Source organism: Amycolatopsis sp. NPDC023774 (assembly GCF_040639695.1).
GTDB lineage: Bacteria > Actinomycetota > Actinomycetes > Mycobacteriales > Pseudonocardiaceae > Amycolatopsis.
In genome coordinates, this window is the sequence record NZ_JBFAAJ010000045.1 from 12,481 (window position 1) to 35,562 (window position 23,082).

At 71.4% G+C, this 23,082-nt stretch carries 21 protein-coding genes and 3 pseudogenes; 16 read left to right on the forward strand and 8 right to left on the reverse strand.

What is annotated here, in order from left to right; genetic code table 11:
• Window positions 1-5 precede the first annotated feature (5 nt).
• Window positions 6-1,283, forward strand: coding sequence for an MFS transporter (locus tag AB0F91_RS43020; RefSeq protein WP_360607601.1), 1,278 nt, complete (start codon window positions 6-8; stop codon window positions 1,281-1,283).
• A gap of 157 nt (window positions 1,284-1,440) precedes the next feature.
• Here the strand turns inward: AB0F91_RS43020 and AB0F91_RS43025 are convergent, their stop codons facing one another.
• A complete protein-coding gene (locus AB0F91_RS43025) occupies window positions 1,441-2,535 on the reverse strand; it encodes a site-specific integrase (protein WP_360607603.1) in 1,095 nt (364 codons plus the stop codon).
• A 77-nt stretch (window positions 2,536-2,612) separates the two neighbouring features.
• Window positions 2,613-3,410 (reverse strand): hypothetical protein, encoded by a 798-nt coding sequence (locus tag AB0F91_RS43030; protein ID WP_360607605.1) that lies wholly within the window; start codon window positions 3,408-3,410, stop codon window positions 2,613-2,615.
• A gap of 82 nt (window positions 3,411-3,492) precedes the next feature.
• Here AB0F91_RS43030 and AB0F91_RS43035 point away from each other — a divergent pair, with 82 nt between their 5' ends.
• The 5 genes from AB0F91_RS43035 (at window position 3,493) to AB0F91_RS43055 (ending at window position 7,375) form a co-directional block, all read left to right on the forward strand.
• On the forward strand, window positions 3,493-4,263 hold the full coding sequence (locus AB0F91_RS43035; RefSeq protein WP_360607607.1) for a TetR/AcrR family transcriptional regulator: 771 nt from the start codon (window positions 3,493-3,495) through the stop codon (window positions 4,261-4,263).
• Window positions 4,264-4,379: 116 nt separating this feature from the next.
• Complete coding sequence (locus AB0F91_RS43040; protein ID WP_360607609.1) at window positions 4,380-5,732, forward strand: RNA polymerase sigma factor; 1,353 nt, start codon at window positions 4,380-4,382, stop codon at window positions 5,730-5,732.
• Window positions 5,729-6,535 carry an alpha/beta hydrolase gene (locus AB0F91_RS43045; protein ID WP_360607611.1) on the forward strand — a complete coding sequence of 269 codons (807 nt, stop codon included), beginning with the start codon at window positions 5,729-5,731 and terminating at the stop codon, window positions 6,533-6,535. The genes AB0F91_RS43040 and AB0F91_RS43045 overlap by 4 nt, the downstream gene beginning before the upstream one ends.
• Window positions 6,536-6,545: 10 nt before the next feature.
• The gene (locus AB0F91_RS43050; RefSeq protein ID WP_360607613.1) at window positions 6,546-6,866 is read left to right on the forward strand and encodes a YciI family protein; all 321 of its coding nucleotides are present in this window, start codon (window positions 6,546-6,548) and stop codon (window positions 6,864-6,866) included.
• A gap of 20 nt (window positions 6,867-6,886) precedes the next feature.
• Window positions 6,887-7,375 (forward strand): GyrI-like domain-containing protein, encoded by a 489-nt coding sequence (locus AB0F91_RS43055; RefSeq protein ID WP_360607615.1) that lies wholly within the window; start codon window positions 6,887-6,889, stop codon window positions 7,373-7,375.
• A gap of 32 nt (window positions 7,376-7,407) precedes the next feature.
• On the opposite strand, the gene AB0F91_RS43060 is transcribed toward AB0F91_RS43055, so the two are convergent.
• Together AB0F91_RS43060 and AB0F91_RS43065 are read right to left on the reverse strand one after the other, a co-directional pair.
• Window positions 7,408-7,890, reverse strand: coding sequence for an anthrone oxygenase family protein (locus AB0F91_RS43060; protein WP_360607617.1), 483 nt, complete (start codon window positions 7,888-7,890; stop codon window positions 7,408-7,410).
• A gap of 29 nt (window positions 7,891-7,919) precedes the next feature.
• Window positions 7,920-8,741 (reverse strand): NmrA family transcriptional regulator, encoded by an 822-nt coding sequence (locus AB0F91_RS43065; protein WP_360607619.1) that lies wholly within the window; start codon window positions 8,739-8,741, stop codon window positions 7,920-7,922.
• Window positions 8,742-8,823: 82 nt separating this feature from the next.
• On the opposite strand from AB0F91_RS43065, the gene AB0F91_RS43070 reads away from it, so the two are divergent.
• Window positions 8,824-9,765, forward strand: a complete 942-nt coding sequence (locus tag AB0F91_RS43070; protein WP_360607621.1) for an AraC family transcriptional regulator — start codon at window positions 8,824-8,826, stop codon at window positions 9,763-9,765.
• 54 nt (window positions 9,766-9,819) lie between these two features.
• On the opposite strand, the pseudogene AB0F91_RS43075 reads toward AB0F91_RS43070, so the two are convergent.
• Window positions 9,820-10,422 (reverse strand): annotated as a pseudogene (locus tag AB0F91_RS43075) (ATP-dependent Clp protease proteolytic subunit); the annotation flags it as partial.
• A 172-nt stretch (window positions 10,423-10,594) separates the two neighbouring features.
• Here AB0F91_RS43075 and AB0F91_RS43080 point away from each other — a divergent pair.
• From AB0F91_RS43080 to AB0F91_RS43100, 5 genes and pseudogenes are all read left to right on the forward strand, one after another.
• Window positions 10,595-11,080: a MarR family winged helix-turn-helix transcriptional regulator gene (locus tag AB0F91_RS43080; RefSeq protein ID WP_360607623.1), complete on the forward strand. Its 486-nt coding sequence runs from the start codon at window positions 10,595-10,597 to the stop codon at window positions 11,078-11,080.
• Between the two features lie 99 nt (window positions 11,081-11,179).
• Window positions 11,180-12,022, forward strand: coding sequence for a TIGR03621 family F420-dependent LLM class oxidoreductase (locus tag AB0F91_RS43085; protein WP_360607625.1), 843 nt, complete (start codon window positions 11,180-11,182; stop codon window positions 12,020-12,022).
• An 885-nt stretch (window positions 12,023-12,907) separates the two neighbouring features.
• Window positions 12,908-13,030, forward strand: a pseudogene (locus AB0F91_RS43090) (TetR/AcrR family transcriptional regulator); the annotation flags it as partial.
• Window positions 13,031-13,124: 94 nt separating this feature from the next.
• Window positions 13,125-13,307 (forward strand): annotated as a pseudogene (locus tag AB0F91_RS43095) (TetR/AcrR family transcriptional regulator C-terminal domain-containing protein); the annotation flags it as partial.
• Between the two features lie 16 nt (window positions 13,308-13,323).
• Entirely contained in the window at window positions 13,324-14,070 is a 747-nt protein-coding gene (locus AB0F91_RS43100; protein WP_360607627.1) for a hypothetical protein, read from the forward strand.
• 30 nt (window positions 14,071-14,100) lie between these two features.
• On the opposite strand, the gene AB0F91_RS43105 is transcribed toward AB0F91_RS43100, so the two are convergent.
• A complete protein-coding gene (locus AB0F91_RS43105; protein WP_360607629.1) occupies window positions 14,101-15,522 on the reverse strand; it encodes a selenium-binding protein SBP56-related protein in 1,422 nt (473 codons plus the stop codon).
• Between the two features lie 277 nt (window positions 15,523-15,799).
• Window positions 15,800-16,915, reverse strand: coding sequence for a response regulator receiver protein (locus tag AB0F91_RS43110; protein WP_360607631.1), 1,116 nt, complete (start codon window positions 16,913-16,915; stop codon window positions 15,800-15,802).
• 133 nt (window positions 16,916-17,048) lie between these two features.
• Between AB0F91_RS43110 and AB0F91_RS43115 the strand changes: the two genes are divergently transcribed.
• The 4 genes from AB0F91_RS43115 (at window position 17,049) to AB0F91_RS43130 (ending at window position 22,072) form a co-directional block, all read left to right on the forward strand.
• Entirely contained in the window at window positions 17,049-18,308 is a 1,260-nt protein-coding gene (locus AB0F91_RS43115) for a tyrosine-type recombinase/integrase (RefSeq protein WP_360607633.1), read from the forward strand.
• Between the two features lie 488 nt (window positions 18,309-18,796).
• A complete protein-coding gene (locus AB0F91_RS43120) occupies window positions 18,797-20,248 on the forward strand; it encodes an amidase (RefSeq protein ID WP_360607635.1) in 1,452 nt (483 codons plus the stop codon).
• Window positions 20,249-20,555: 307 nt separating this feature from the next.
• Window positions 20,556-21,359, forward strand: a complete 804-nt coding sequence (locus AB0F91_RS43125) for a pentapeptide repeat-containing protein (RefSeq protein WP_360607637.1) — start codon at window positions 20,556-20,558, stop codon at window positions 21,357-21,359.
• Window positions 21,360-21,547: 188 nt separating this feature from the next.
• Window positions 21,548-22,072: a CGNR zinc finger domain-containing protein gene (locus tag AB0F91_RS43130; RefSeq protein WP_360607639.1), complete on the forward strand. Its 525-nt coding sequence runs from the start codon at window positions 21,548-21,550 to the stop codon at window positions 22,070-22,072.
• 1 nt (window position 22,073) lies between these two features.
• Here the strand turns inward: AB0F91_RS43130 and AB0F91_RS43135 are convergent, their stop codons facing one another.
• The gene (locus AB0F91_RS43135) at window positions 22,074-22,964 is read right to left on the reverse strand and encodes a trypsin-like serine protease (RefSeq protein ID WP_360607641.1); all 891 of its coding nucleotides are present in this window, start codon (window positions 22,962-22,964) and stop codon (window positions 22,074-22,076) included.
• Between the last annotated feature and the right edge of the window lie 118 nt (window positions 22,965-23,082).

Genomic DNA, 23,082 nt, shown 5'->3' on the forward strand with positions numbered 1-23,082 from the left:
ACGACGTGGCACGCAGGAAGCTCGGGCGGCAGTTCGGATGGCTGTGGGCCGCGTACGCGGTCAGCGCCTACGGCTCCGGTCTCGGGTTCGGCGCCTTCGGGCTGATCGCCATCAGCGTCCTGCACTCCAGCCCCGCCAGTGTTTCCGTGCTCTCGTCGGCAAGCCTCATCGTCGGTGCCCTCGTCGCTATCCCGACCGGCCCGTGGATCGAGACTCGACGCAAGCGGCCCGTCATGGTCACGATGGACCTGCTGCGCTTCGCCGCGATGGCGACCATTCCGCTGGCCTACTGGCTCGGCTGGCTGACCTACGTGCAGCTGTTGCTCGTCGCGATCGTGGTTGCCGCTGCCAAGATCGGGTTCGCCACCGCCAGCGGCGCCTACCTGAAGTCCGTCGTGGCCCGCGATGACCTCCTGGCGGCCAACAGCCGCTTCGAATCCACATGGTGGAGCTCGATCGCGATCGGCCCGCCGCTGGGCGGCGCCGCGATCGGGCTGTTCGGCTACACCACTACCGTTGTCGCCGACGGCCTGAGCTACCTGCTTTCAGCGCTCGGCATCACCGCCATCGGCGGCCGCGAGCCGACTCCCGTGAAGGATGCGGCGAAGAAGGTCACCCTGCGGGATCTGCCTGACAGTTGGCGGTACCTGCTCAGCCACCCGCAGCTGCGTCCAGTATTCCTGAACCGCCTCGCCGTAGGCGGCCTCATCATGGCGCAGGAACCGCTGGTCGCGGTGCTCATGCTGCGTGACCTCCACTTCGCGCCGTGGCAGTACGGACTCGCCTTCGCCGTACCGTGCATCGGCGGATTCGTCGGCTCGCGTCTCGCGGGCCCAGCAGTCGCGAAGTACGGCGAGCACAAGGTCATGTGGCTCGCGGCCATCGGCGCGGTCCTATGGCCGATGGGACTGGCGTTCATTCCCACCGGCATCGCCGGACTGCTGCTGGTCATGGCCATCGAGTTCGGTGTCATCATGCCGATGAGCCTGTTCAACCCGGTGGTCGCGACCTTCCGGCTCAAACACATCGAGCACGAGCGACTCTCACGGACGCTGTCGGCGTGGCAGATCAGCAGCAGCCTCGCCACAGCCTTGCTCACGCTCGCCTGGGGCGTCCTGGCAGCGCTGACGTCGACGAGGATCGCGATCGGGCTGGCCGGCCTTCTGCTGCTTGCCACGCCGCTGCTCCTGCGCCGGGCTGCGACATCGCGCGACAGCGCCCCTGCGCGCACCGCCGCACCTGGCGAGCGCCAAACCAGCCCGCTCGTCACTGAGGAGATGTGACCGCCCGCCATACGGCGGCGGGTTTCGCGTGCCCTGACCTGACCACGTTCTGCCGACTCGACGAGCTCGGTTCGAAGCCATAGGACAGCGTCTCGAGTTAGCCCGCGCGGTGATCACGTGCCGGGTCGTCAAATCCGATCAGTGGTGCCGTCGCTGGTCAGAGGTTGTGTGCGGCCGCTTCGGCGAGGTCTGCGATGAGAGCGCTGGTCAGCGCGGCGTCACGCTTGACCTCGTTGCGGCGTTCCCAATAGCCCTGGGTGGTGCTCGGGTCGGAGTGGCCTGCCCACTTCTGGACTTCCTGGAGTGGTTTTCCGCTTTCCAGCAGGTCGGTGATGGCGCTGGCGCGCAGCACGTGCGGGGTGACCTTGTTCGGGTTCGGCACCTTGGCGGCTCGGGCGAGCCGGCGGGTGATGTCGATGACCTGGTGCCGGTTCCTGCGCTGCCCGGTTTTGGGGTCGAGAAGCAGCGGACCGTCGTCGCGGCCGTCGAGGTGTGTCTCCAGGTACTGCTCGGTGCGGGGCGGCAGCTCACGCGTGATCCACTTGCCTCGCTTCCGTTCGAGCTTCAGCCGATACGGGCTGGCGTCGCGGTCGATGTTCTCGACGTTTATCTTCACGATCTCGCTCTCCCGCAGGCCTTGCAGCACCGCCAGGTCGAACACGAGGTTGTCTTCCGGCGTCGCGGCCGCGGCCTCGATCGCGGCGAGCTCGCTGAACGCGAGCACGCGGGTGGCGTCGACGGGGCGTCCGTTGCTGGAGGTGCCGACCTGCTGGGCGTGCTCCTCGAAGTCGACCGGGTTCGAGACGGGCACGCCGTGCTTGGCGGCGTAGGTGAACAGGCTCGACACCGCGGACAGGATCCGCCGCTGCGTCCGGACCGCCCACCGCTTTTGGCTCTTCGCGTAGATCGTCCACGTCGTCACCGTGAAGTGGTCGAGCCGGTGCAGCAGCGCGATCGGGCGTTCCCCGAAGTGCGCGCACGCCCACTCGGCCACCTTGATCAGGTCGTCGGCGTAGCCGCGTTTCGTGTCCAGCGAGGACCGCCGGCCGGTGGAGAGCCAGTGCAGCGCCACCGAGAACGTCAGGTCGTCGACCAGGGAACGCAGCAGGTCCACACGTGCCACGGGTTCGCCGTACTGCTTGACGACGCCCAGGTCTTCGGTGATCTGCTCCATGACCGCGACGTGCACGGTGCGCACGTCGCGCGGGGCGAGGTGCGTCTCCATGGCTGGGGTCAGCTCCGCGTCGGACATCAGGAATCTCCGTCGATCGGCGACTGTGCTCCCGGGAGTCGTTTCCGGGAGCATGGGGCCGAAGTTACCACATAATCTCAATTGTGTGGCACGTCCTTGACCGTCCTTAGCCGAGGTAGATCGGGTGATCGGCCGATCTCCCGACGGCACGCGAAGGTCGATGACCCGTACTTGGAGCGGATGCCGGAGGACGCGGCCAGCGTCCTGGAGTACCTCCGCCGCTTCGATGGTCCACACCTCCCGCGAGGGGCCGGCAAGCCGACGTGCTCGACGCCCTGACCCTGAACAACCACCTGTGGTGGGAGGACCGCCGGCGCGAGAAGTGGGCGCTGGACCGCGCGGTCGAACTCGGGCACTTCCTCGCGACGATCGGCGCCCAGGTTCGGGGTGTCGAAGCAGGGCCTCAGGAGCCGGCGTGAGCGTTCGAGCCGCAGCGACACCCGGGTGGCGGCGGCGAGGCCGGCGACGTCACGCAGGAACCGCAGCAGCAGGGGAAACGGCTCGGGCAGCCGGGCCGGGTCGCCGGGCAACGGGGTGGCGTGGGCGTGCGGCGGCATCGCGTCGGCGAGCCGGCGCAGCCACTGTTCTTCCTCCGGCGCCAGCGGTCCCGTCCACCCGGCCTCGGCCAGGCGCGTCCCCGCCTGTGCGGCGACCGACCAGAACTCGGCCGACGCGTCGCCGCACACTCCGGGCAGCAGCTCGATGGCGTCGGCGATCAGCACCCGCCGCGCCGGAACCGTGCGCAGACCGTCTCGCAGCACGACGTCGACCGTCCCGGGCTCGCCCGGCCCCACCGGTGTCGTGCCGTCCGGGTGCCAGAACACGACGAAAAACGGCTCGACCACCACGGCCGCCCCCGGCGATGCGCTCCCCACGACTCCCCTTTCCGTCGGCCTCGTACGCCGTCCGCCGACATTACCAGAACTCTGTACAACGTACGAGGAAATGCAGGGCAGAATGACGCGGATGAGCACGGAGTACACCGGCGGCGGAGACCCGCGGCGCACGATCGAGCTGCTCTGGGGCGTCCCCGGACCCCCGCGGCGCGGGCCGAAACCCAAACTCACCGTGGCCGACGTCGTCGCTACCGCCACCCGGCTCGCCGACGCAGACGGGCTCGAGGCCGTGACCATGCGCCGCGTCGCCGACGAGCTCGGCGTCGCGCCGATGTCGCTCTACACCTACGTGCCCGGGCACGCCGAGCTGATCGACCTGATGCTCGACCACGCCCACGGCGAGCTCACCGCCGAACTGCCCACCACCGGTTGGCGCGACGCGCTCACCGCCGTGGCCGAGGACCTGTGGCGCCTCTACCACCGCCACCCCTGGCTGCTGCAGATCACCACCGGCCGCCCGCCGCTGGGGCCCAACACCTTCGCCAAGTACGAACGCGAGCTCAGCGCACTCGACGGCGTCGACCTCGACGAGCTGGAGCTCGACGCCGTCGTCAGCCTCGTCATCGGGCTCGTGCAGGGCACCGCGCGCGGCTCCATCGACGCCGTCCGGCTCGCGCGCCGCAGCGGCCTGACCGACGCCGAGTGGTGGGAACGCAGCGCGCCCGTCCTCGCCGAGATCCCCGCCGCCGACGCCGCGAACTTCCCGCGCGCGAGCCGCGTCGGCACCGCCGCCGGCCAGGCCCACGACGCCGCGTCCAACCCCGAACACCACTTCCGCTTCGGTCTCGCCCGCATCCTCGACGGGGTGACGTTGCTCGTCGAGCGCCGCTGACGGCCTGCTGAAGGCCTGGAGACTGTCGGTCCCCCGGTTTAGGTTCGCACCCGGGTGTCGGTTTCGCCGTGGTCCGCTCGTCGAGCGGGTACGAGCCGGCACCGGAGGGAGCACGGGTGGAGGAGCACGGGCGAGACGCCGCGGTCGACGCCGCCGTCGCGCGGGCGTTCCGGGAAGAGTGGTCGCTCGTGGTGGCCACCCTGATCCGGGTCACCGGCGACTTCGACCTCGCCGAGGAGTGCGCCCAGGACGCCTTCACCCTCGCCGTGCGCACCTGGCCGCGCGACGGCATCCCGGCCAAACCCGGGGCCTGGCTCACCACCGCCGCCCGCAACCGAGCCGTCGACCGGATCCGCCGCGACGCTGTCGGCGCGGGCAAGCTCCGGGAGGCCGCGCGCATGATCGTCCCCGACGAACCACCGACCGACGACGGCACCACGCCCGACCGCGACACCGTGCCCGACGACCGCCTCCGCCTCATCTTCACCTGCTGCCACCCCGCGCTCGCCGTCGAAGCGCAGGTCGCGCTCGCGTTGCGTACTCTCACCGGGCTCAGCACGGCCGAGATCGCCCGCGCGTTCCTCGTGCCGGAGGCCACGATGTCGCAGCGGCTCGTGCGGGTGAAACGCAAGATCCGCAGCGCCGGCATCCCGTACCGCGTGCCGCCCGCGCACCTGCTGCCCGAACGCACCGCCGCCGTACTCGGCGTGCTGTACCTGCTGTTCAACGAGGGCTATACCGCGAGCGCCGGACCCGACCTGCAACGCCCCGACCTCGCGGCCGAAGCGATCCGCCTCGCCCGCGTGCTCACGCATCTGATGCCCGACGAACCCGAGGCCACCGGCCTGCTCGCACTCCTGCTGCTGCAACACGCCCGCCGCGCCACCCGCGTCGCCGACGACGGGGAGCTCGTACCGCTGGAGGAACAGGACCGCGGCCGCTGGGACGCCGCCGCGATCACCGAGGGCACCGCCCTGCTGGAAGCCGCACTGCGCCGCCGCAGCCCTGGGCCGTACCAGGTGCAGGCCGCGATCGCCGCGTGCCACGCCACGGCCGCGCGCGCCGCCGACACCGACTGGGCCCAGATCGCCGGCCTCTACCGCGAGCTGCGCCGGCACCTGCCCACCCCCGTCGTGGAGCTGAACCACGCGGTCGCCGCGGGAATGGCGTACGGGCCCGGAACCGGGCTCGCGCTCGCCGACGAACTCACCGCCCGCGGCACGCTGGCCGGCTACCACCTGCTGCCCGCCACCCGCGCCGACTTCCTTCGCCGCCTCGGCCGCACCGCCGAAGCCCACGCCACCTACAGCGAAGCGTTCGACCTCGCCCGCACCGACGCCGAGCGCAGCTACCTGCGGCGCAGGCTCGCCGAAACATCTCCCGACAATTCCGGAGCCGAAGTGTCGGTCCCGGCGCCACCCGTTCGTCGGCTGGACGAACCGATCCACGAACCGGAAGGACCGCGATGATCACCAAGACCCTGCGCGTACCCGGCGCCGAGCTGACCTACGACGTCGACGGCAGCGGCCCCGTGCTGCTGCTCGTGCCCGGCGGCCCCGCCGACGCCACGGCGTTCACCGGCCTGCGCCCGCACCTGACCGGCCACTACACCGTGGTCACGTTCGACCCGCGCGGCATCTCCCGCAGCCCGATCGCCGGCGAACCCGGCAGCGACCTCGTCGGTGAGCACGCCGACGACGTGCACCGCCTGCTCACCGAGCTCGGCGGCGGGCCCGCGCACGTGTTCGCCAACAGCGGCGGCGCCATCACCATGCTGGAGCATGCCCAGCGCCACCCCGGCGAGGTCGCGATCCTGATCGCGCACGAGCCGCCGGTCAGTCGCTACCTCGGCGAGATGCTCGCCGACTTCCCCGACATCCCGGCGATCTACCGCGAACAGGGCGTCGAGGCCGCGCTCGGCGCGTTCATGGCGGCGTCCGGGTTCGACGTGCCGCCACCACCGGCCGACCCGTCGGCCGAGGAAATCGCGCAAGGCAAACGGATGCAAGGCAACTTCGCCTTCTTCTTCGGCCACCTCATGGCTGCCGTCGGCGCCTGGGAACCCGACCTCGACGCCCTGCGCGCCACCGGCACCCGCCTCGTGGTCGCCGTCGGCAAGGCCGCGGCCGGCACCCCCGCCCACACCGCCGGGCTCGAGCTGGCCCGCGCACTCGGGCAGCAAGCCGTGGAGTTCCCCGGTGACCACGGCGGGTTCGCCGGCGAGCCCGGCCCCTTCGCCAAGCGCCTGACCGAAGTCCTCACCCACGCCTAGGAGGCCGCTCATGCGATACCTGCTCATGATCGCCGGCGAAGAGCCCACCGAAGAACAGAAGATCGCCGGCTGCGGCGGCTGGTCCGACGACCTGCTCGCCCGCGGCATCCTCGTCGGCGGCGGCGGCCTGCACCCGCCCGCCACCGCCACCACCGTCCGCGTCCGCGGCGGCGACGTCCTGCTGACCGACGGCCCGTTCGCCGAGAGCAAGGAACAGATCGGCGGCTTCGTCATGATCGACTGCGCCGACCTGGACGAGGCCGTCGACATCGCCTCCCGCCACCCCGCCGCCGCGTACGGCACCATCGAAGTCCGCCCCATGCTGAGCTGACCCGACAGGAGGAGAACCCCATGCCGTCCCTGGTGGACCGTGAAGACCAGCCGTACGTCGGCTACCGCGCGACCGTCGGCTTCGACGGGCTGCGCGAGGTGGCGCATCGCCTTGCCGTGATCGCCGGCGCCCTCGGTGAACGCGGGGTCACGCCGGCGGGCGCGCCGTTCTTCCGCTACCTCGTGCTCGGCCCCGGTATGTCGAGCCTGACGGTGGAAGCCGGTGTGCCGGTCGCCGCACCGGTCGAGCTCGGCGAGGACTACGTCGACGACGTCGTACCCGGCGGTAAGTACGTGAAAGCCACCCACCGCGGCGCGCCGGACGGACTCGCCGCCGCCGCCGCTGAAGTCCTGGAATGGGGTGCGGCCGAAGGAGTGCGCTGGGACCGCAGCCAGGCCGCCGACGGCGAGCACTGGACCGGGCGCCTCGAGGTCTACCGCACCGACCCGCGCGTGGAGCCCGACGCCACGAAGTGGGAGACCGACCTGTACTTCCGCCTCGTCGACTGACGAGCGCGGCGCGGGACCGGATGGCCGAGCGGTCAGCCGGTCCCGCGCCGCGCCAGCCACCCGCCGAGCAGACATGCGAACCCGGCCGTTGAGACGAAGGCGCGCAGCAGGTTCCACCGGACCCAGCTCGTCTCGAACCGCGCCCGAAGCTCGGCGAGTGTCGCCGTGCCTCGGTCCAGCGCGCTGTTCATCGGGAGGTTCTTCACCGCCGTGATCACGATCATCGCCAGCAGCAGCGCGAACCCGGCGATCAGCCACGGCAGCGCGCCGCGCCCGCCGGCCACCAGATCCAGCACCATCGCGGTCGCCGCCAGCAGGGGCGCACCGATGAACGTGAGCAGGAACCAGCCGTTGACGATCGCGACGTTGATCTCGCGCATCGCCGTCACGAACGTGTGGTCGTCCGTGCGCGCCAGGCCCGGCATCACCGACACCGCATAGGAGTAGAACAACCCCGCGATCAGTCCCGCCGCGAGGATCGCGACCACCAGCACCACTCCGGACACTGTGGACATCACGTGCTCCCTTCCCCAGCCGGCACGGCTCACCGCGTCCAGGCACCCGTCGCCGCCGTCGAACGCGCGTAGTCCGCGAAATCGCGCGCCGGGCGCCCCAGCACCTGCTCCACGTCACCGGTCACGTGCGAGTTGCGCCCGTCCAGCACCCGCGCGAACAGCTCGACCAGCACCTGCGCCTCCTCCGCCGGCACTCCGCCGTCGGTCGCGAGCCGCGCGAACTCGTCCGCCGCGACCGGACGATAGCGGACATTTCGCCCGGTCGCGGCGGAGATCTCCCGGGCCACGTCGCCGAAGGTCAGCAGCCGCGGGCTGGTCAGCTCCAGCGTGCGGCCGTCGAGCGCGCCCGTGGTCAACGCCTCGGCCGCGATGTCGGCGACGTCGTCGGCGTCCACGAACGGCTCCGTGGTCTGCCCGGCCGGCAACGCGATCTCGCCCGCCAGCACCGGCTCGAGGAAGAAGTGCTCGCTGAAGTTCTGGAAGAACCAGCTTGCCCGCAGCACCGTCCACGCCGCACCCGACTCGCGCACCACCTGCTCGCTGACCGCCGCGTCCTGCTCGCCGCGCCCGGACAGCAGCACGATCCGCTCCACCCCGGCCGCGACCGCCCGCGCGCAGAACGCCCGGATCACCGGCGCCGCCCACGGCACCGCCAGGTCGGGGTAGAACGTCACGTACACCGAGCCGACCCCGTCGAGCACCGGCACCCACGTCGTGTCGTCCCCCCAATCGAACCGCGGGTCGCTGCCCCGCGAGACCGCCCGCACCTCGGCCCCGCGCGCAGCCAGCCGCTGCGTCACGCGGCGCCCCGTCTTCCCTGTACCACCAAGAACCAGCGTCGTTTTCGTCATGCCAACCAGTGAAGCCGCGGCAGGTGAGACTCTCCATGGTTCATCGGCTTGATCCCATGTTCCAGCGTCTACAATGCCAGGCATGGATCCGCTCGCCGCGCTGCTCGACGGGCCCCGCGCGCACGGGGCCTTCCTGCTCCGCTCGGTCCTGACACCGCCGTGGTCACTGCGCATCGAAGACGAGGCCCCGCTCACCGTCGTCGCCGTCGTGGCCGGCGACGCGTGGCTCGTGCCCGATCGCGGCGACACCACGCACCTCGCGGCAGGGGACATCGCGATCACCCTCGGCCCGGACCCGTACCTGTTCGCCGACGACCCGGCCACCCCACCGCAGGCGGTGATCCTGCCCGGCCAGGAATGCCGCACCCCCGACGGTGAGCACCTCGTCGATCTCGTCGACGTCGGCGTCCGCACCTGGGGCACCCCGGGCGGCGGCACGACCGTGCTGCTCACCGGCACTTACCCACGCGTCGGCGAAGTGTCGCGACGGCTGCTCGCCGCCCTGCCGCAGACCCTGCTCGTTCGCGCCGCCGACTGGGACAGCCCGCTCGTGCCCCTGCTCGCGACCGAGATCGGCAAGGACGTGCCCGGCCAGGAAGCCGTGCTCGACCGGCTGCTGGACCTGCTGCTCATCGCCGCCCTGCGCACCTGGTTCGCCCGCCCCGATTCACCCGCGCCCGCCTGGTACCGCGCCCACGACGACCCCGTGGCCGGCCGCGCGCTGCGGCTGCTGCAGGACCGGCCCGCCCACCTCTGGACCGTCGCCGAGCTCGCCGCCGGCACCGGCGTCTCCCGCGCCGCGCTGGCCCGCCGCTTCACCGCCACTGTCGGCGAACCCCCGATGGCCTACCTCGCCGCGTGGCGCCTCGCCCTGGCCGCCGACCTGCTGCGCCAGCAGCCCGACACCACCATCGGCGCCATCGCCCGCCTGGTCGGCTACGGCAGCGCGTTCGCGTTGAGCGCCGCGTTCAAACGCGAATACGGCCGCAGCCCCCAGCAGTACCGCACGCGCCTACCGGCGTGAAGACGCTGGAGCCCGTCCCCGAACGCCGCTCCAGCGTCTGTCCGGAAGGGACGGTCAGGCCATCGCGACCCGCTCCGCACCCACGATGTGGTCCACGAACCCGTAGGCCAGCGCCTCCTCGGCGTCGAACCACCGGTCGCGGTCGGCGTCGGCGGTGATGCGTTCCACCGGCTGCCCCGTCTGGGCCGCCGTGAGCTCCGCGATCCGCCGTTTCATCTTCCCGAACACCTCGGCCTGGATCGCGATGTCCGTCGCCGCCCCCGAGATCCCCGCCGACGGCTGGTGCATCACGATCCGCGTGTTCGGCAGCAGGTGCCGCTTGCCCGGTGTGCCCGACGAGAGCAGGAACTGCCCCATCGACGCCACGAACCCCAGCCCCCACGTCGCCACGTCCGGCTTCACCAGCTGCATCGTGTCGTAGATCGCCATCCCCGCCGTGACCGAACCCCCGGGCGAGTTGAGGTAGAAGGTGATGTCCTTCTCCGGGTCGTCCGCGGCGAGCAGCAACAGCTGCGCGGTGATCCGGTTCGCCACCTCGTCGGTCACCTCGGCGCCCAGGAACACGATCCGGTCGCGCAGCAGCTGCTCGTAGACCGACTCGTTCGGCTGCTGCCCCGCCGCGTGCATCTGGGGAACGACCGTCAATGTCATCGTCTTCTCCTTCTCCTCGCGAGAGCCCTGTCCACTCCGAACGTAGGAGCGTGGGCGAGGCCGCGGGGGCGGCGTTCGCTCACGGCGTGCGCGGTTCGCTCCTGGCGATCACCCGGAGGTAGCTGCGCGAAGCAGCCACTTCCCGCGTCGCCACCCGGGCCGCCGTTACCCTCTGCCCATGCAGAACATGGGGGACGACCGCGTCCCCGCCCTGTTGCGCAGCCAGCCCAGCTGGCTCGTCACCCAGCTCGCCACGCAGGTCACGCGGCTGGTGGGCGAAGCGTTCGACGCCGCCGGGTTCCGCCGCTACCATTACGCGCTCCTCGCCGCGCTCGACGAGTTCGGCCCCGCGAGCCAGGCCGCGCTCGGCCGGCGCTGCCGCATCGACCGCAGCTACGTCGTCGAGGCCGTCGGCGAGCTGGAGGCCGCCGGTCTGGTGCTGCGCGCGCCCGATCCGGCCGACCGGCGCCGCAACGTCGTCACCCTCACCGGCGAAGGTCACATCCACCTCGCCGCGATGACCCGGACCCTCGACGACGTGCAGGACGAGCTCACCGCGCCCCTGCCGGCGGCCGAGCGCGAGCAGTTCGTCCACCAGCTCGGGCGCGTCCTCGACCACCTGCGCGAACCGCGCGTCACCGGTAAGGATCCCGCAATCTCGTGATCTCGATCATGGGCGTTGAACCGGACCAGCGTGGCGCACGTGTGAGCCGCAGGCCATACCGGCTTTCTCCGTTCGTCCGCATGCGAAGGATCCGCCCCCATGACTGACCACCCCTTCCGCTTCGGGGTCTCCCTGATCAACGTCGGCTCCCGCACGGACTGGCGCGCCCGTGCGCGCGAGGTGCAGGACCGCGGCTACGACGTGCTCCAGGTCCCCGACCACCTCGGGATGGCCTCGCCGTTCCCCGCACTGGTCGCCGCGGCCGACGTCACGAGCATCAGGCTGGGCACCTACGTGCTCAACGCCGGGATCCTCAGCCCCGCCTACCTCGCGCGCGACGTCGCCGACGTGCAGCGCCTCACCGACGGCCGGCTCGAGCTCGGTCTCGGCACCGGCTACATGCCGAACGAGTTCGAGGCCGTTGGCGTGCCGATGGGCTCCGGCGGCGAGCGCGTCCGCAAGCTGGAGTCCACGCTTAAGGCCACACGCGAGCTGCTCGCCGCGGAAACCGACGCGACCGTGCCGCCGATCATGCTGTCGGGCTCAGGCGACCGCATGGTGGCGCTCGGCGGCCGTGAAGCCGACATCTTCAGCTTCTCGATCATGGCCGGTGTCGCCCCCGGCACCGCCCCGGAAGACGCGTTCGCCCACCGCGTGCAGGTGCTGCGCGACGCCGCCGGCGACCGTTTCGGCGACATCGAGCTGAACCTGTTCGTCGCGGCCGTCGGCGACAGCGTCGACGAGCTTGACCTCGGCATCATCCGGCAGGCCAGCGGCCTGGCCGACGAGCAGCTCACCCAGCTGCCCGGCGTACTCGTGGGCTCGCCGCGCGAGATCGCCGAGCGGCTCGAGCGCTACCGCGAAACCTTCGGCACCACCTACATCAGCGTGCTCGAACCGCACCTCGCCGCGTTCGCCGAAGTCATCAAGCACCTGCGCTGACGTCGGCGGCGCCCAGGACCACATCGGCTCCAGCACCCCTGGGCGCCGCGCGGCGACAGGAACTTCTCCAGGTTCGCCGCCGAGTCCCGCGCCTCCTCGGCCGCGCGGGCGGCCATGTGTCTCTTCTCGACACGAGGGCAATGGGTGGCGGGCGCCGTTTAGCATCGCCAGGTTCGCGCCCGCCCCGGCGAACGGCGTGCGCCGCGTCGCCCAGCAAGGTCACGCCCGAAACCGGATCCCACGGCGACCAGCTCCAGGCATACCGACGCCGAGCCCGCCGAGACCGCGGGCTGGGCGTCGGGCGATGTCCGGGATCACGAGCTGGATCGCGTTGACGCCGGTGTGCGCCGGTTCGGCCGCGCTGACGAGCGGACGGACGTGGGAACGGCGCGGTTCGCGTCGACCAGGAGGTCGCAGTCGGCGCTGCTGCCGTCGGCCAGGTGGAGGCGAAAACCTTGGGCGAGCGGCGTGACGCCTTCCACGTCACGTCCTCAGTGGAGGGTCTGCGGCGGCAGGACGTCGAACAGCTGCTTGCGTAGCGCGGGACGGCCGGCTCCGGTCGGCCGAACGCGTCGTCGGGCGCGTCCTCGCGCAGCAGCAGGGTGCCCGTGTGGTCGTGGGTCACCAGGTCCTGGCCCTCGGGCCGGGCGACGGCGCCGAACCCGGCCGTCAGCGCTGCCTCACGCAGCGCGAGCTCGCCACCGGCGGGTGCAGGTCGAGTGTGCCGCCCTGGATGCGGGCGGCCGGGCCGATGCGCCACTACGGCTACCTCGCTCGCCGCCAAGGACGAGCTGCTCGACCTCATGTCCGACGCCGTCTAACGGCGAACTGCTCCTGCCCGAACCCGGCACCGACCGTCGCGCGGGACTACGGGCGCTCCCCCACGTGGTCCGCACGGCGGCGCACCGGCACGAATGGGTCGCCGACCTCGTCGGCGGGCGCCCCGGGCTCGGCCCGAACGCGCTCACCCACCTCGAAGCGTCGCTCGTTGCCACGGACGAGGGCGACATCGACGACGCGCTCGTCGCGGTGCACGCGGTGCACTCCTACGTGACGGGCGCCGCCCGCGGCGAGAGCACCGAGCTGGGCCGCGAACGCGAGTGCGGCCAGGACGACGCACTGGCAACGCGCGTCCGCCCCCTACCTGCGGCGCAGGCTCGCCACCGGCCGCTACCCCACCCTCGCCCGCACCGTCGACCTCGGCGCCCACCCCGACCCGGACACCGCGTTCGACACCGGCTTCGCCCGCGTCCTCGACGGTGCCGGTGGCCTGGTTACCGCTTAAGCGGCAAGATCACGGCGTGACTCCCGAGCTCGGCCCGACGACCCGCGTCATGCACGCGATGGAACAACTGTGGGCCGAAATCCGCCGCCGCCACCCCGACGTGCCCGAGGCCATCCTCGTCCTGGCGTCCGGCACGATGGGCACGACCACGGAGATCCACGGCCACTTCGCCCGCTCCCGCTGGCACGTCGGTCCCGGCGAGGATCCGCGCGCGGAGTTCTTCCTCGGCGCGGAAGGCCTGCGCCGGCCGGCCGCGGACATCCTGGCCACCACGCTGCACGAAGCCGCCCACGGTCTCGCCGCGACCCGGGACATCGTGGACGTGAGTGACGGCCGGTACCACAACAAGCGGTTCGCGGCGCTCGCCCACGAGCTGGGTGTGCGGGCCGAGCAGGCGGATCGGATCGGGTGGTCGGCCACCACCGCCTTGCCCGCGACGATCGACGCCTACGCGGATTCGCTGCGCGTTCTCGCACGGGCGTTGACGATCTGGCGGCACACCGAGCAAGAGGTCGCGGTCCGTGCGCAGGCCCCGCAGCCGCCCATGGATCCCGACCAGCCCGATGTTGTCATGCCGGCCCCGACTCCGACAGTGCTCGCGCCCGTGGACGGCCGCGGTGCACACCGCGGTGGGCCGAACTACGTGGCCGCGGTGTGCGGGTGCGACAAGCCGCGCCGCATCCGCGCGGCGCGGTCGGTTCTCGAGCTGGGCCCGATCACCTGCGGTCTCTGCCAGTCCCCCTTCACCGAAACCGCGAACTGACCGACTCGGCGGGCCGGGGGCACGCTCAGGTCAGCGGAAACAGTACGAGTCCGACGAGGCGTCGCCGCCCGCCAGCCGGATCTGATGCGGGCGCAGGCCCCGGAAGTCGTCGCCGTGCAGGAAGCACTGCCCGTCGACGCGCAGCCCGCCGACGGCGGGATCGGTCTCGAGCTTCGCCATCCAGGCTCCGACGCCATCCGGGTAGAACTGGTCGTCCCAGGCGCCGTAGAGCGAGTTGGTGACGTAGATCCGGCGACCGTCGCGGCTCACCTCGACCATCTGGGGGCCACCCGACAGCTGCAGGGACGGCGCGGACGGATGGGGGACCCGGCCGGTGATGCCGCCGAGGCGCACCGAGCCCGTTTCCCTCGGCCGGGTGGGGTCGCTGACGTCGAACTGCTTCAGCTCGCCGGTGCCCCAGCACGACACGTACAGGGACCGGTCGTCCACGCTGAGACCGATGTCGGAGATCAACGGCGGTACGGCGCCGAACGGCCGCAGTGCCGGCGGCAGGTCCACGGCATCCGCGGGCTCGGCGGGCACGGTGATCACCTTGTCCACGGCCCAGCTGTCGCCGTCGCGGTGCCAGCGCCACACCGACGCCGACAAGTCCTCAGTGGACACCACCACGCCGGCGAACCCCCACTCGGCCTCCGGATCGTGCGACGGGCGCAGCTCGAGCACCATCTGGTACTGCTCGCCCAGATCGACCCGCTGCTGGTGCCGGCCCGTGGCCAGATCCCAGAAGTGCAGCGCGTGCCCGTACTTGTGGCCCAGCAGCAGCTCCGGATCGATCCCGTCCTCGATCATCGAGGGTGTACCCCACTCGCTGCTGATCAGCGTGTTGCGGTTGAGGTGCCACCACGCGTCGTAGGCCAGATACTGCGGGCCCCGCTCGGTCTCCCACGCGCGCACCACGTCGAACGTGTCGTGGTCGAGCAGCGCGATGCCGCCCGGCCCGCCCGAGCCTTCCCCGGCGCCGAGACACGACAGGTACACCCCGTCCGGTCCGCAGTGGGACGTGTGCGGACGCGAGTATCCGGCCTTCTCGGCCAGCTCCGCCGCGGTCACCGTCTTGTGCAGCACGGGCTGCCGTGGGTCGGGCTGGGTGTCGAACACGTGGATGTTCGAAGAACGCAGCCCGGGCAGCAGCAGGAACCGGCGGCGCAGCCCGTCGGGGTCGTGCCCGGTGTGCGCGAACGCGCTGCTGCACGCGTTCCACCCGAAGTGGTGCAGCTCGTCGCCGGTGGTCGGCAGCTCGGACCAGCCGACCACGTGGCCGTAGGTGTTTGAGTCGGGATCCACGTCGACCGTCGCCAGGGCATCCGGTTTGGCGGCCGTCCGGTCGAACGCCACGACATACGCGAGCTTCTCCGGCGGGGCCGCGATCGCGTCGCCCGGGCTGCGGTAGAAGGTCGGATCCGGCTGTGCTTGCGTTGACTGTCCGGTCATCACGCCCTCCATCCCGGTTCCCCGCCGCCAATGTCCCGCGTACGCGGGCGCAGCCGCAAGGCACGAGCGCGCGGACCGGATGCCGACCGCCCTGGCTCGGCGGGATCCGCCGAGCGGCTGCGCCTCCGTCGTGAGCCCGGCCCGCGACGGAGGGATTCCTTTGCTGCTCAGGGGAAAACGTGACCGTGAGGTCGCCGGCCTCGGGGTTGTGAGCTGGTGACCCGCGGCGCCCGATCCGCTCGGGTACCGGTGCACGGCGTGGGTGAAAACTTCGCCGTCAGGCCCGGGGGGATCCGCCGGGAAGGTCGAGCAGTTCCGCGAGCAGGCCGGCCCGCAGGTCGAAGTTTTCGGTGGGGTTCGCGAGGGCGAGCCGGTGTACCCGCTCGAGCCGGGCACGCAGGCCGTCGTGGTGTTCGGCTGCCCGAGCCAGCTCGGCGCGGGCAGCCTCCAGCCGGCCCGCGAGGACGGTGGCCTCCCGTCGTTCGTCCTGAAGTTCGCGCAGCGCGGCCTGCAGGCGGGCGTCCAGGTCGTCCGCCCGGGCGCGAGCCGCGGTGAGGTCCGCCGAGGAGGTGGTGAGCCGCGCGGTCAGGGCTTCGCGGAGTTCGCCGGCGCGGGCGAGTTCCGCGGTGGCGGACCCGAGCTGGGTGGTCAGCGCTTCGCGGGTTTCCTCGGCGCGGGTGTGGGCCTGGGTGAGGGCTTCGAAAGCGGCGTCGCGTTCGGTGGTGCGGACGGCGAGCTGCTCGGAGCGTTGCGCGAGCTCCGCGGCGAGAGCGTCGGCGCGGGTGCGTTCGCTGCGGGTGTCGGCTGCGGCCTGGTCAGCGCGTTCGGCAGCGGCGGTGGCGGACGCTTCGGCGCGGGCTTGGTCGAGCTCGGCTGCCTTGCGGGCTTTCACCGCGGTCGCGGCAGTTTCCCGGGCGGCTTTCGCCAGGTCGGCCTGCTCCTGGGCCTGGGTCCGGGCGGCAGCGGTCGCGTGTTCGGCTTCCAGCGCGCGGGCTTCAGCGGCTTGACGGTGGCCGTCGGCCTCGGTGGCACGGGCTTCCGCGGTTTCGGCGCGGGTGAGAGCGGAGGTCACCTCGTCCTGGGCGCGCGCGGCGACGCTGTCGAGGGCGTTGCGCAGCGTCTGCAGCGGCCCGCCCAGTTCCGTGGCGGCGCGGACGAACTCCGCGGCCGCGTCCGTCAGGCCCGCGTGCGAGACCGAGTCGCCCAGCGCTTCGCGCAGCGCCTGGTCGGCGGCGGCGAGCTGCTTGCACGTGCGGTCCCCTGGCCAGCGGCGGTCCGGGCAGAACTCGAAGGGCCGGCCCCCACGTGGTCCGGGTGGCGGCAACGGCGCCCGGCACTGCCGGAACCCACACAGTGCGGCCGTCCGGTCCTCGATCACAGCTCCCTCAGTCATCGCGCAAGCCTATCCGATTGGTTATGTAACTCATAACCGAGGTTGTGGTTGTCTAACCCAAAAGATAGGTCAGCTACAGAAGAGAGCTTTTGTTGCTAAGCTTCCAGAGGAGATGATCGGTTGACGGAGAGTGATGGAACTGGCAGCTGTGAGTGAGATCGTGAGCCTCGAACCCCGCTCGAAAACTGGGTACCCCCTCTCGGCCGACCACGACGTCTGGCCCGGCGTCGACGACCCCGGCGCGCTGCTCGACGCCATTGCGGAGTGGCTGGCCGGCTACGGCAACCAGGCCACCCGCCGCACCTACGCCGAAGGACTCGGCCTCCCCGTCACCACGGCCGACCTCGCCGAGTGGGCCGAGCCGGGACGCCACCTCGACACCTGGCGAACCGCCGTCCTCCGCTACGCCGACGCCCTTCGCCTCACCCCGCGCCCGAGGCCTGCCAGCGCTCCCCCGCCCGCACCGCGCGGCCGCCTGCGCGCGCACCACTGGTTCCGCTGGTGCGTTGCCCGCGGCCTCGATCCGATGGCCGCCACCTCGGCCGACGTCAAGAGCTGGCTCGACACGCTCGCCACCGCCAGCGCCGCCCCCGCGACGCGCGACCGGATGCTCGCGACCGTCAAAGCGCTCTACGGCTACCTCGCCGACACCGGCCTCGTCACCGGAAACCCCGCCGCACTCAACCGGCGCCGGCTCGGCCTCGCCACCGCCGCGAGCAGCACGTCCGGCACCGTCACCCTCACCACGCGCCAGGTCCGCGCCCTCTACACCGCCGCCGGCACGCCCCGGCGCGGCGCCGGCCCACTGGACACGGCACGCGCGGTGGCGGTGGTCGCGCTGTTCACGCTCGGGCTGCGTGTGAGTGAATTGTGCGGCCTGGACCGCACCGACCTGCACGTCACCCGCGGCCGGCGCGCCCTGCGCGTCCTCGGCAAGGGCGGCAAGACCCGCGTGGTCTACCTCAGCGTCCCGGCGGAGAACGCGCTCATGAGCTACCTCTCCGCCCGCGACGCCGCGGCCGCTTCACGCGAGACCACCGTCGAACGCCGCACCCAGTCCCGGCACGCCCCGCCGTCGCCCTTGCTGCAGACCCGCACCGGCAACCGCTACCAGCGCCAGGCGATCTGGCAGCTGCTGCGCCGTATCACCGCCGCCGGCGGCACCGACCTCGCACCCATCGCCGGCGCCATGCACCCCCACGCGCTGCGCCACTTCTACGTCACCACCGCCGTCGAAGCGGGCGCGCAGCTGGTCCACGTCCAGGCCGACGTCGGCCACAGCAGCATCGACACCACCCAGCAGACCTACGACCACGCCGCCCGCGCGCCCGAACGCAGCGCCGTCGACCTCGTCGCCGACAGCTGGTTCCCCGACGCCACCACCACGGACTGACGTGGGGGTGGAAACCGACTACACCGAGAGGGGGGCGGTGAGGTTCCGGTGTGTCGTGAGGGCGGCGAAGGTCGCCAGGGTTTGCTGCCCGGGTTGTGATGTTGCTGGGGTGACGGGTGAGGCGTATCAGGGCTCGGCTACTTCCCAGAAGCCGACGGGCGTGCCCGCTGTGGTCGTCGACCAGGTCCGCAGTGTGTTGGGGCTGCCGGATGAGGTGTCGGCGGACACTGACGCGGATCGTTCCGCGACGCGGCTGGGCAGTTCGTGCGTGAGCGCCTGGGCGTGGAGTAGGAGGCAGCGAAGGTGCGGGCGGCCGCCGAGGGGTGTCGGGCGAATCGCGACCGGGGGATCTTCGGCTGCGCGTCGCCATGGCCAGCGGTCGGGCGAATTTTCGGTGGCCGGACAGCAACGTGATGAGTTGAGACATCTATTCCGTTGTGCGAATCGACATTTTATGACCTCTTCAAGAGGCCGTTACGGTCGGATTCATGGAATGGAGCTTTCAGCCGGCCGAAGAGTTGGCGGCCGCGTTGCGTGCCGGTGAAGTGACCTCGGCGGAACTGACCGACGAGGCGATCGCCCGTATCGAGCGCGACGACAAGGTGATCAACGCGATCTGTGTGCCGGACTTCGACCGTGCGCGGGCCGCCGCGCGCGACGCCGACGAGGCGCGCGCCCGCGGCGAGGTCCGGCCGCTGCTCGGTATTCCGGTGACGGTCAAAGAGTCCTACAACATGGCCGGGCTGCCCACGACCTGGGGCATGCCGCAACACCGGGACTACGTGCCGGCCGAGGACGCGGTACAGGTGTCGCGGCTCAAGGCCGCGGGCGCGGTGGTGCTGGGCAAGACCAATGTGCCCTTGGGGCTGCAAGATATCCAGAGTTTCAACGAGATCTACGGCACCACCAACAATCCGTGGGATCACCATCGCACGCCGGGCGGATCCTCCGGCGGATCAGCGGCGGCGCTGGCGTCCGGATTCTGCGCGCTGTCCATCGGCTCCGACCTCGCCGGTTCGCTGCGCACTCCCGCGCATTTCTGCGGCGTCTATGCGCACAAGCCGACACTCGGACTGGCGGCAACCCGCGGCATGGTCGCGCCGCCGGCACCGCCGTTGCCGGTCGACCTCGACCTCGCCGTCGTCGGTCCGATGGCGCGCACTGCCCGAGACCTCACGCTCCTGCTCGACGTGATGGCCGGACCGGACCCGCTGACGTTCGGCAAGGCACACGACTTGACGCTGCCACTACCGCGCCACGAGCGGCTCGGCGACTTCCGGGTCTTGGTCCTCGACGAGCATCCGCTCCTTCCGACCGGGTCCGCTGTGCGGGCGGGCGTGAACCGGGTGGCCGACGCGCTTGCCGACGGCGGCGCCCGCGTCGAACGGCACAGTCGGCTGCTGCCTGATCTGACCGAAGCCGCGACGCTCTACATGCAGTTGCTGATTTCGGGCGCCGTTGCGCGTTTTCCCGTCGAATCGCACGAACAGTTGCAGACCCGCGCCGTCGGACCATGCGCAGACGACCAGAGTCTCGACGCGACGCGGCTGCGCGCCATGGTGTTCAGCCACCGCGACTGGATCGAGGCCAACAACCGTCGCGAGCTCCACCGCCACGGCTGGCGGCAGCTCTTCGCCGAGTTCGATGCCGTGGTGTGTCCGATCACGCCGACGCCCGCGTTCGGTCACGACCATCACCCCAATCCGCTGGAACGCCGGATCGACATCGACGGCGTCGAGTACCCGTACTTCGACCAGCTCGTTTGGGCCGGTCTGGCCACCATGCCCGGCCTGCCCGCCACCGCCATACCAGCGGGCCCGTCCCCCGACGGCCTGCCGGTGGGAGTGCAGCTCATCGGCCCGATGTTCGAGGATCGCACCCCGCTGCGGCTGGCCGAACTGCTCGAACAGAAGATCGGCGGCTTCCAGGCACCGAGGTAGGGCGTACTCCCGGGGTGTCCGTCGAGGATGAAGTGCGGATGACCTGCGAGGGCTGGAGCCTGGCCTGACGCTCGCGGGCTGGCACTCGGGACCGGCCATGCCGGCTGTCCCGTCGCCTCGACAGCCGGATCGTGTTCGCATCGGACGCGAAGCCTTCGCGTCCGATGCGAACACCGGAAGTCCACGAAGGATGTTGTCTTTCCGCCGACCAGCGGCAACCCGGCCGGGCAGCCGCCGTACACCGGTTGCGCCGAGCGGCAACGGCAGCGCCGATACCCTGGTGAGCACCTCGCCGCCAGGAGAACTCTTGCCCCACCACGATTCGCTCACCGCCGACTGCGGCAGCTGCTTCGGGCTGTGCTGCGTTGCCCTCACCTTCACGCGTTCCGCGGACTTCGCGATGGACAAGGAGGCCGGCGATCCCTGCCCGAACCTGGAACCGGAGTTCGGGTGCGGCATCCACGATCGCCTGCGCGACAAGGGGTTCTCCGGCTGCACCGTCTACGACTGCTTCGGCGCCGGGCAGAAGATCTCGCAGATCACCTTCGCCGGGCGAGACTGGCGCAGCGAACCGGGTGGTGCGAAGCAGATGTTCGCGGCGCTGCCCGTGATGCGCCAGCTGCACGAACTGCTCTGGTACCTCAGCGAAGCCCGCGGCCTCGACCTCACGCGGGAGCTGCACGCCGACCTCGACACCGCGCTCGCCGAGACCGAGCAGCTGACACTGACCGATCCCGACACCCTGCTCGCACTCGACGTCGCCGAGCAACGCGCCCGCGCGGACGTGCTGCTGCAGGCCACCAGCCGGCTCGTGCGGGAGGGCGTGCGCGGCAAGAAGAAGGACCGCCGCGGTGCCGATCTCATCGGAGCCAAGCTCGCGAACGCGGACCTGCGAGGCGCGAACCTGCGCGGCGCCTACCTCATCGCCGCGGACCTGCGCCGCGCCGATCTGCGCCAGGCCGACGTGATCGGGGCGGACCTGCGCGACGCCGACGTCCGCGGCGCGAACCTGACCGCGTGTCTGTTCCTCACGCAGTCGCAGGTCAACGCCGCCCGCGGCGACGCCACGACCCAGCTCACCGAGCGCCTCAGCAGGCCCGCCCACTGGTAGCCGGCCGCGTCGATCCGACCACCACGCCGCCGAGCCGCGCGACCCAGCTGCCGCACAGGCAGCGGACGTAATCGGCTCGGCTGCCGCGAGAGGCGGGCAGGACGGCGGACGGGGGCAGTTCGGCCAGGGGCCAGCCACAACGGGGGCAACGGTTATGATCCATGCCTCGATCGTGCTGTAATGACTCAGTGCACTTCAACCCTTACGGTGGCTCCGGCGCCCAGGTAGCGGCGGCGCTGGCCACTCTGGTCCAGGACGACTGCGTCTCGGCGGACGACGTGCTGGACACCTGCCGGGCCCACGGCATGACGCTGACCGGGCTCACCGACGACGAAGGCGCCCGGATCCTCGACTGGAGCCGGCGGCTGCGGGAGGTCTTCGCGGCCGGTGAAGCGGATCAGGTGGAGCTGGTGAACCGGCTGCTCCTCACTGCGGCGGCGCGCCCGCACATCTCCGGCCACGACGGCAAACCCCCGCACCTGCACTACGCGAGCGAGGACGCGGGGGCGGTGGAACGCGTGCAGGCGCACTCGGCCGGCGGGCTCGCCCACCTCGTCTGCGAAGCACCCGACCGCTTCGGCCTGTGCGCGCGCGAGGGCTGCGGCATCGCGTTCGTGGACACCTCGCGCAACGGCCGCCGCCGCTTCTGCTCGACGCGGTGCGGAACGCGGGTCAACGTCGCCGACCACCGGGCCCGGCAGCTCAGCGCCTGACTCAGCTCATCTGCTCGTGGATCCAGTCGAGGATCGTGTCCACCCGCGCAGTGGTCTCGACGCCGGGCTGGGGGCAGTCCGGGCCGTTGTCCTCGATCGCCACGAGCCGGCCCTTCTGGTCGCCCTCGGGGACGAAGAACGGCGAGCCCGAGTCGTCGTGACAAGGGCTGTTCTCGACGGTGCGCGCCTCCCGGGGGCTCATGTCGAGCTCGGTGTGGCGGATCTCGCTGACCTCGAAGTGGCCGCGCTTCATGTGGTCGGCCGGTGCGACGACCGTGGCCGAGAGCGAGCCCCAGCCCACGAAGTCGACATCCTCGCCGACCTTGGGCGGCCCGGTCGGCAGCGTCAACGGCGCGATGTCGGTGATCGGGGCGCTGAGCTTGACCAGCGCCAGGTCGTTGACCGGCGACTGGCGCACGTCCACCGCCTGCACCACGTGCCCGCGCGGGTCTTCGTCATTGATTTTCCCCACCGCCACCGTCATGTGGTACCGCGGTGCGCCGCCGACGCGGGTGCCGGCCAGGTCGTGGAAGCAGTGCCCCGCCGTGATGATCCAGTCCGGTGCGATCAGCGAGCCGCTGCAGCCGCCGCCGCGCACGCCGCCGCCCTCGACGGGGATGTCCTTTGACGTGAGCTTCGCGTTGAACGGCATGACGCTCGGCGGCAGCGCCGGAGCAGTGCTGCTGGACGCCGGCTTCGGCTGAGCCGACGAGCCTTGCCCGGCGGCACCCGCCCGCGTGTGCGCGGCTTCGGCCGCGTTGTCGTGCCCTTCGGCGGATGCTGGCGCACTCTTCTGGACCGTAACGTAGCCGCCCGCGAGGCCGGCACCAGCAACGATGGCGAGTGCCAGCGCGCCGTGCCGGGAGCGACGGTGACCGGATCGTGACTTCACACTCGCAACAACGGACGGGGACCCCGAGAAGTTCATCCATCCGTGGAGAAATCTCAGCGAATCTCGTCACTCTGTGACACCGAAGCCGATCAAGGGACGATTCGGGCTGCATTAGGGT

Excerpts from the sequence above, each read along its gene's own strand:
- AB0F91_RS43025 (WP_360607603.1), bottom strand. The coding sequence starts at position 2,535 with ATGTCCGACGCGGAGCTGACCCCAGCCATGGAGACGCACCTCGCCCCG.
- AB0F91_RS43035 (WP_360607607.1), top strand. The coding sequence starts at position 3,493 with ATGACGCGGATGAGCACGGAGTACACCGGCGGCGGAGACCCGCGGCGC.
- AB0F91_RS43045 (WP_360607611.1), top strand. The coding sequence starts at position 5,729 with ATGATCACCAAGACCCTGCGCGTACCCGGCGCCGAGCTGACCTACGAC.
- AB0F91_RS43050 (WP_360607613.1), top strand. The coding sequence starts at position 6,546 with ATGCGATACCTGCTCATGATCGCCGGCGAAGAGCCCACCGAAGAACAG.
- AB0F91_RS43055 (WP_360607615.1), top strand. The coding sequence starts at position 6,887 with ATGCCGTCCCTGGTGGACCGTGAAGACCAGCCGTACGTCGGCTACCGC.
- AB0F91_RS43060 (WP_360607617.1), bottom strand. The coding sequence starts at position 7,890 with ATGTCCACAGTGTCCGGAGTGGTGCTGGTGGTCGCGATCCTCGCGGCG.
- AB0F91_RS43065 (WP_360607619.1), bottom strand. The coding sequence starts at position 8,741 with ATGACGAAAACGACGCTGGTTCTTGGTGGTACAGGGAAGACGGGGCGC.
- AB0F91_RS43070 (WP_360607621.1), top strand. The coding sequence starts at position 8,824 with ATGGATCCGCTCGCCGCGCTGCTCGACGGGCCCCGCGCGCACGGGGCC.
- AB0F91_RS43080 (WP_360607623.1), top strand. The coding sequence starts at position 10,595 with ATGCAGAACATGGGGGACGACCGCGTCCCCGCCCTGTTGCGCAGCCAG.
- AB0F91_RS43085 (WP_360607625.1), top strand. The coding sequence starts at position 11,180 with ATGACTGACCACCCCTTCCGCTTCGGGGTCTCCCTGATCAACGTCGGC.
- AB0F91_RS43105 (WP_360607629.1), bottom strand. The coding sequence starts at position 15,522 with ATGACCGGACAGTCAACGCAAGCACAGCCGGATCCGACCTTCTACCGC.
- AB0F91_RS43110 (WP_360607631.1), bottom strand. The coding sequence starts at position 16,915 with ATGACTGAGGGAGCTGTGATCGAGGACCGGACGGCCGCACTGTGTGGG.
- AB0F91_RS43115 (WP_360607633.1), top strand. The coding sequence starts at position 17,049 with ATGGAACTGGCAGCTGTGAGTGAGATCGTGAGCCTCGAACCCCGCTCG.
- AB0F91_RS43120 (WP_360607635.1), top strand. The coding sequence starts at position 18,797 with ATGGAATGGAGCTTTCAGCCGGCCGAAGAGTTGGCGGCCGCGTTGCGT.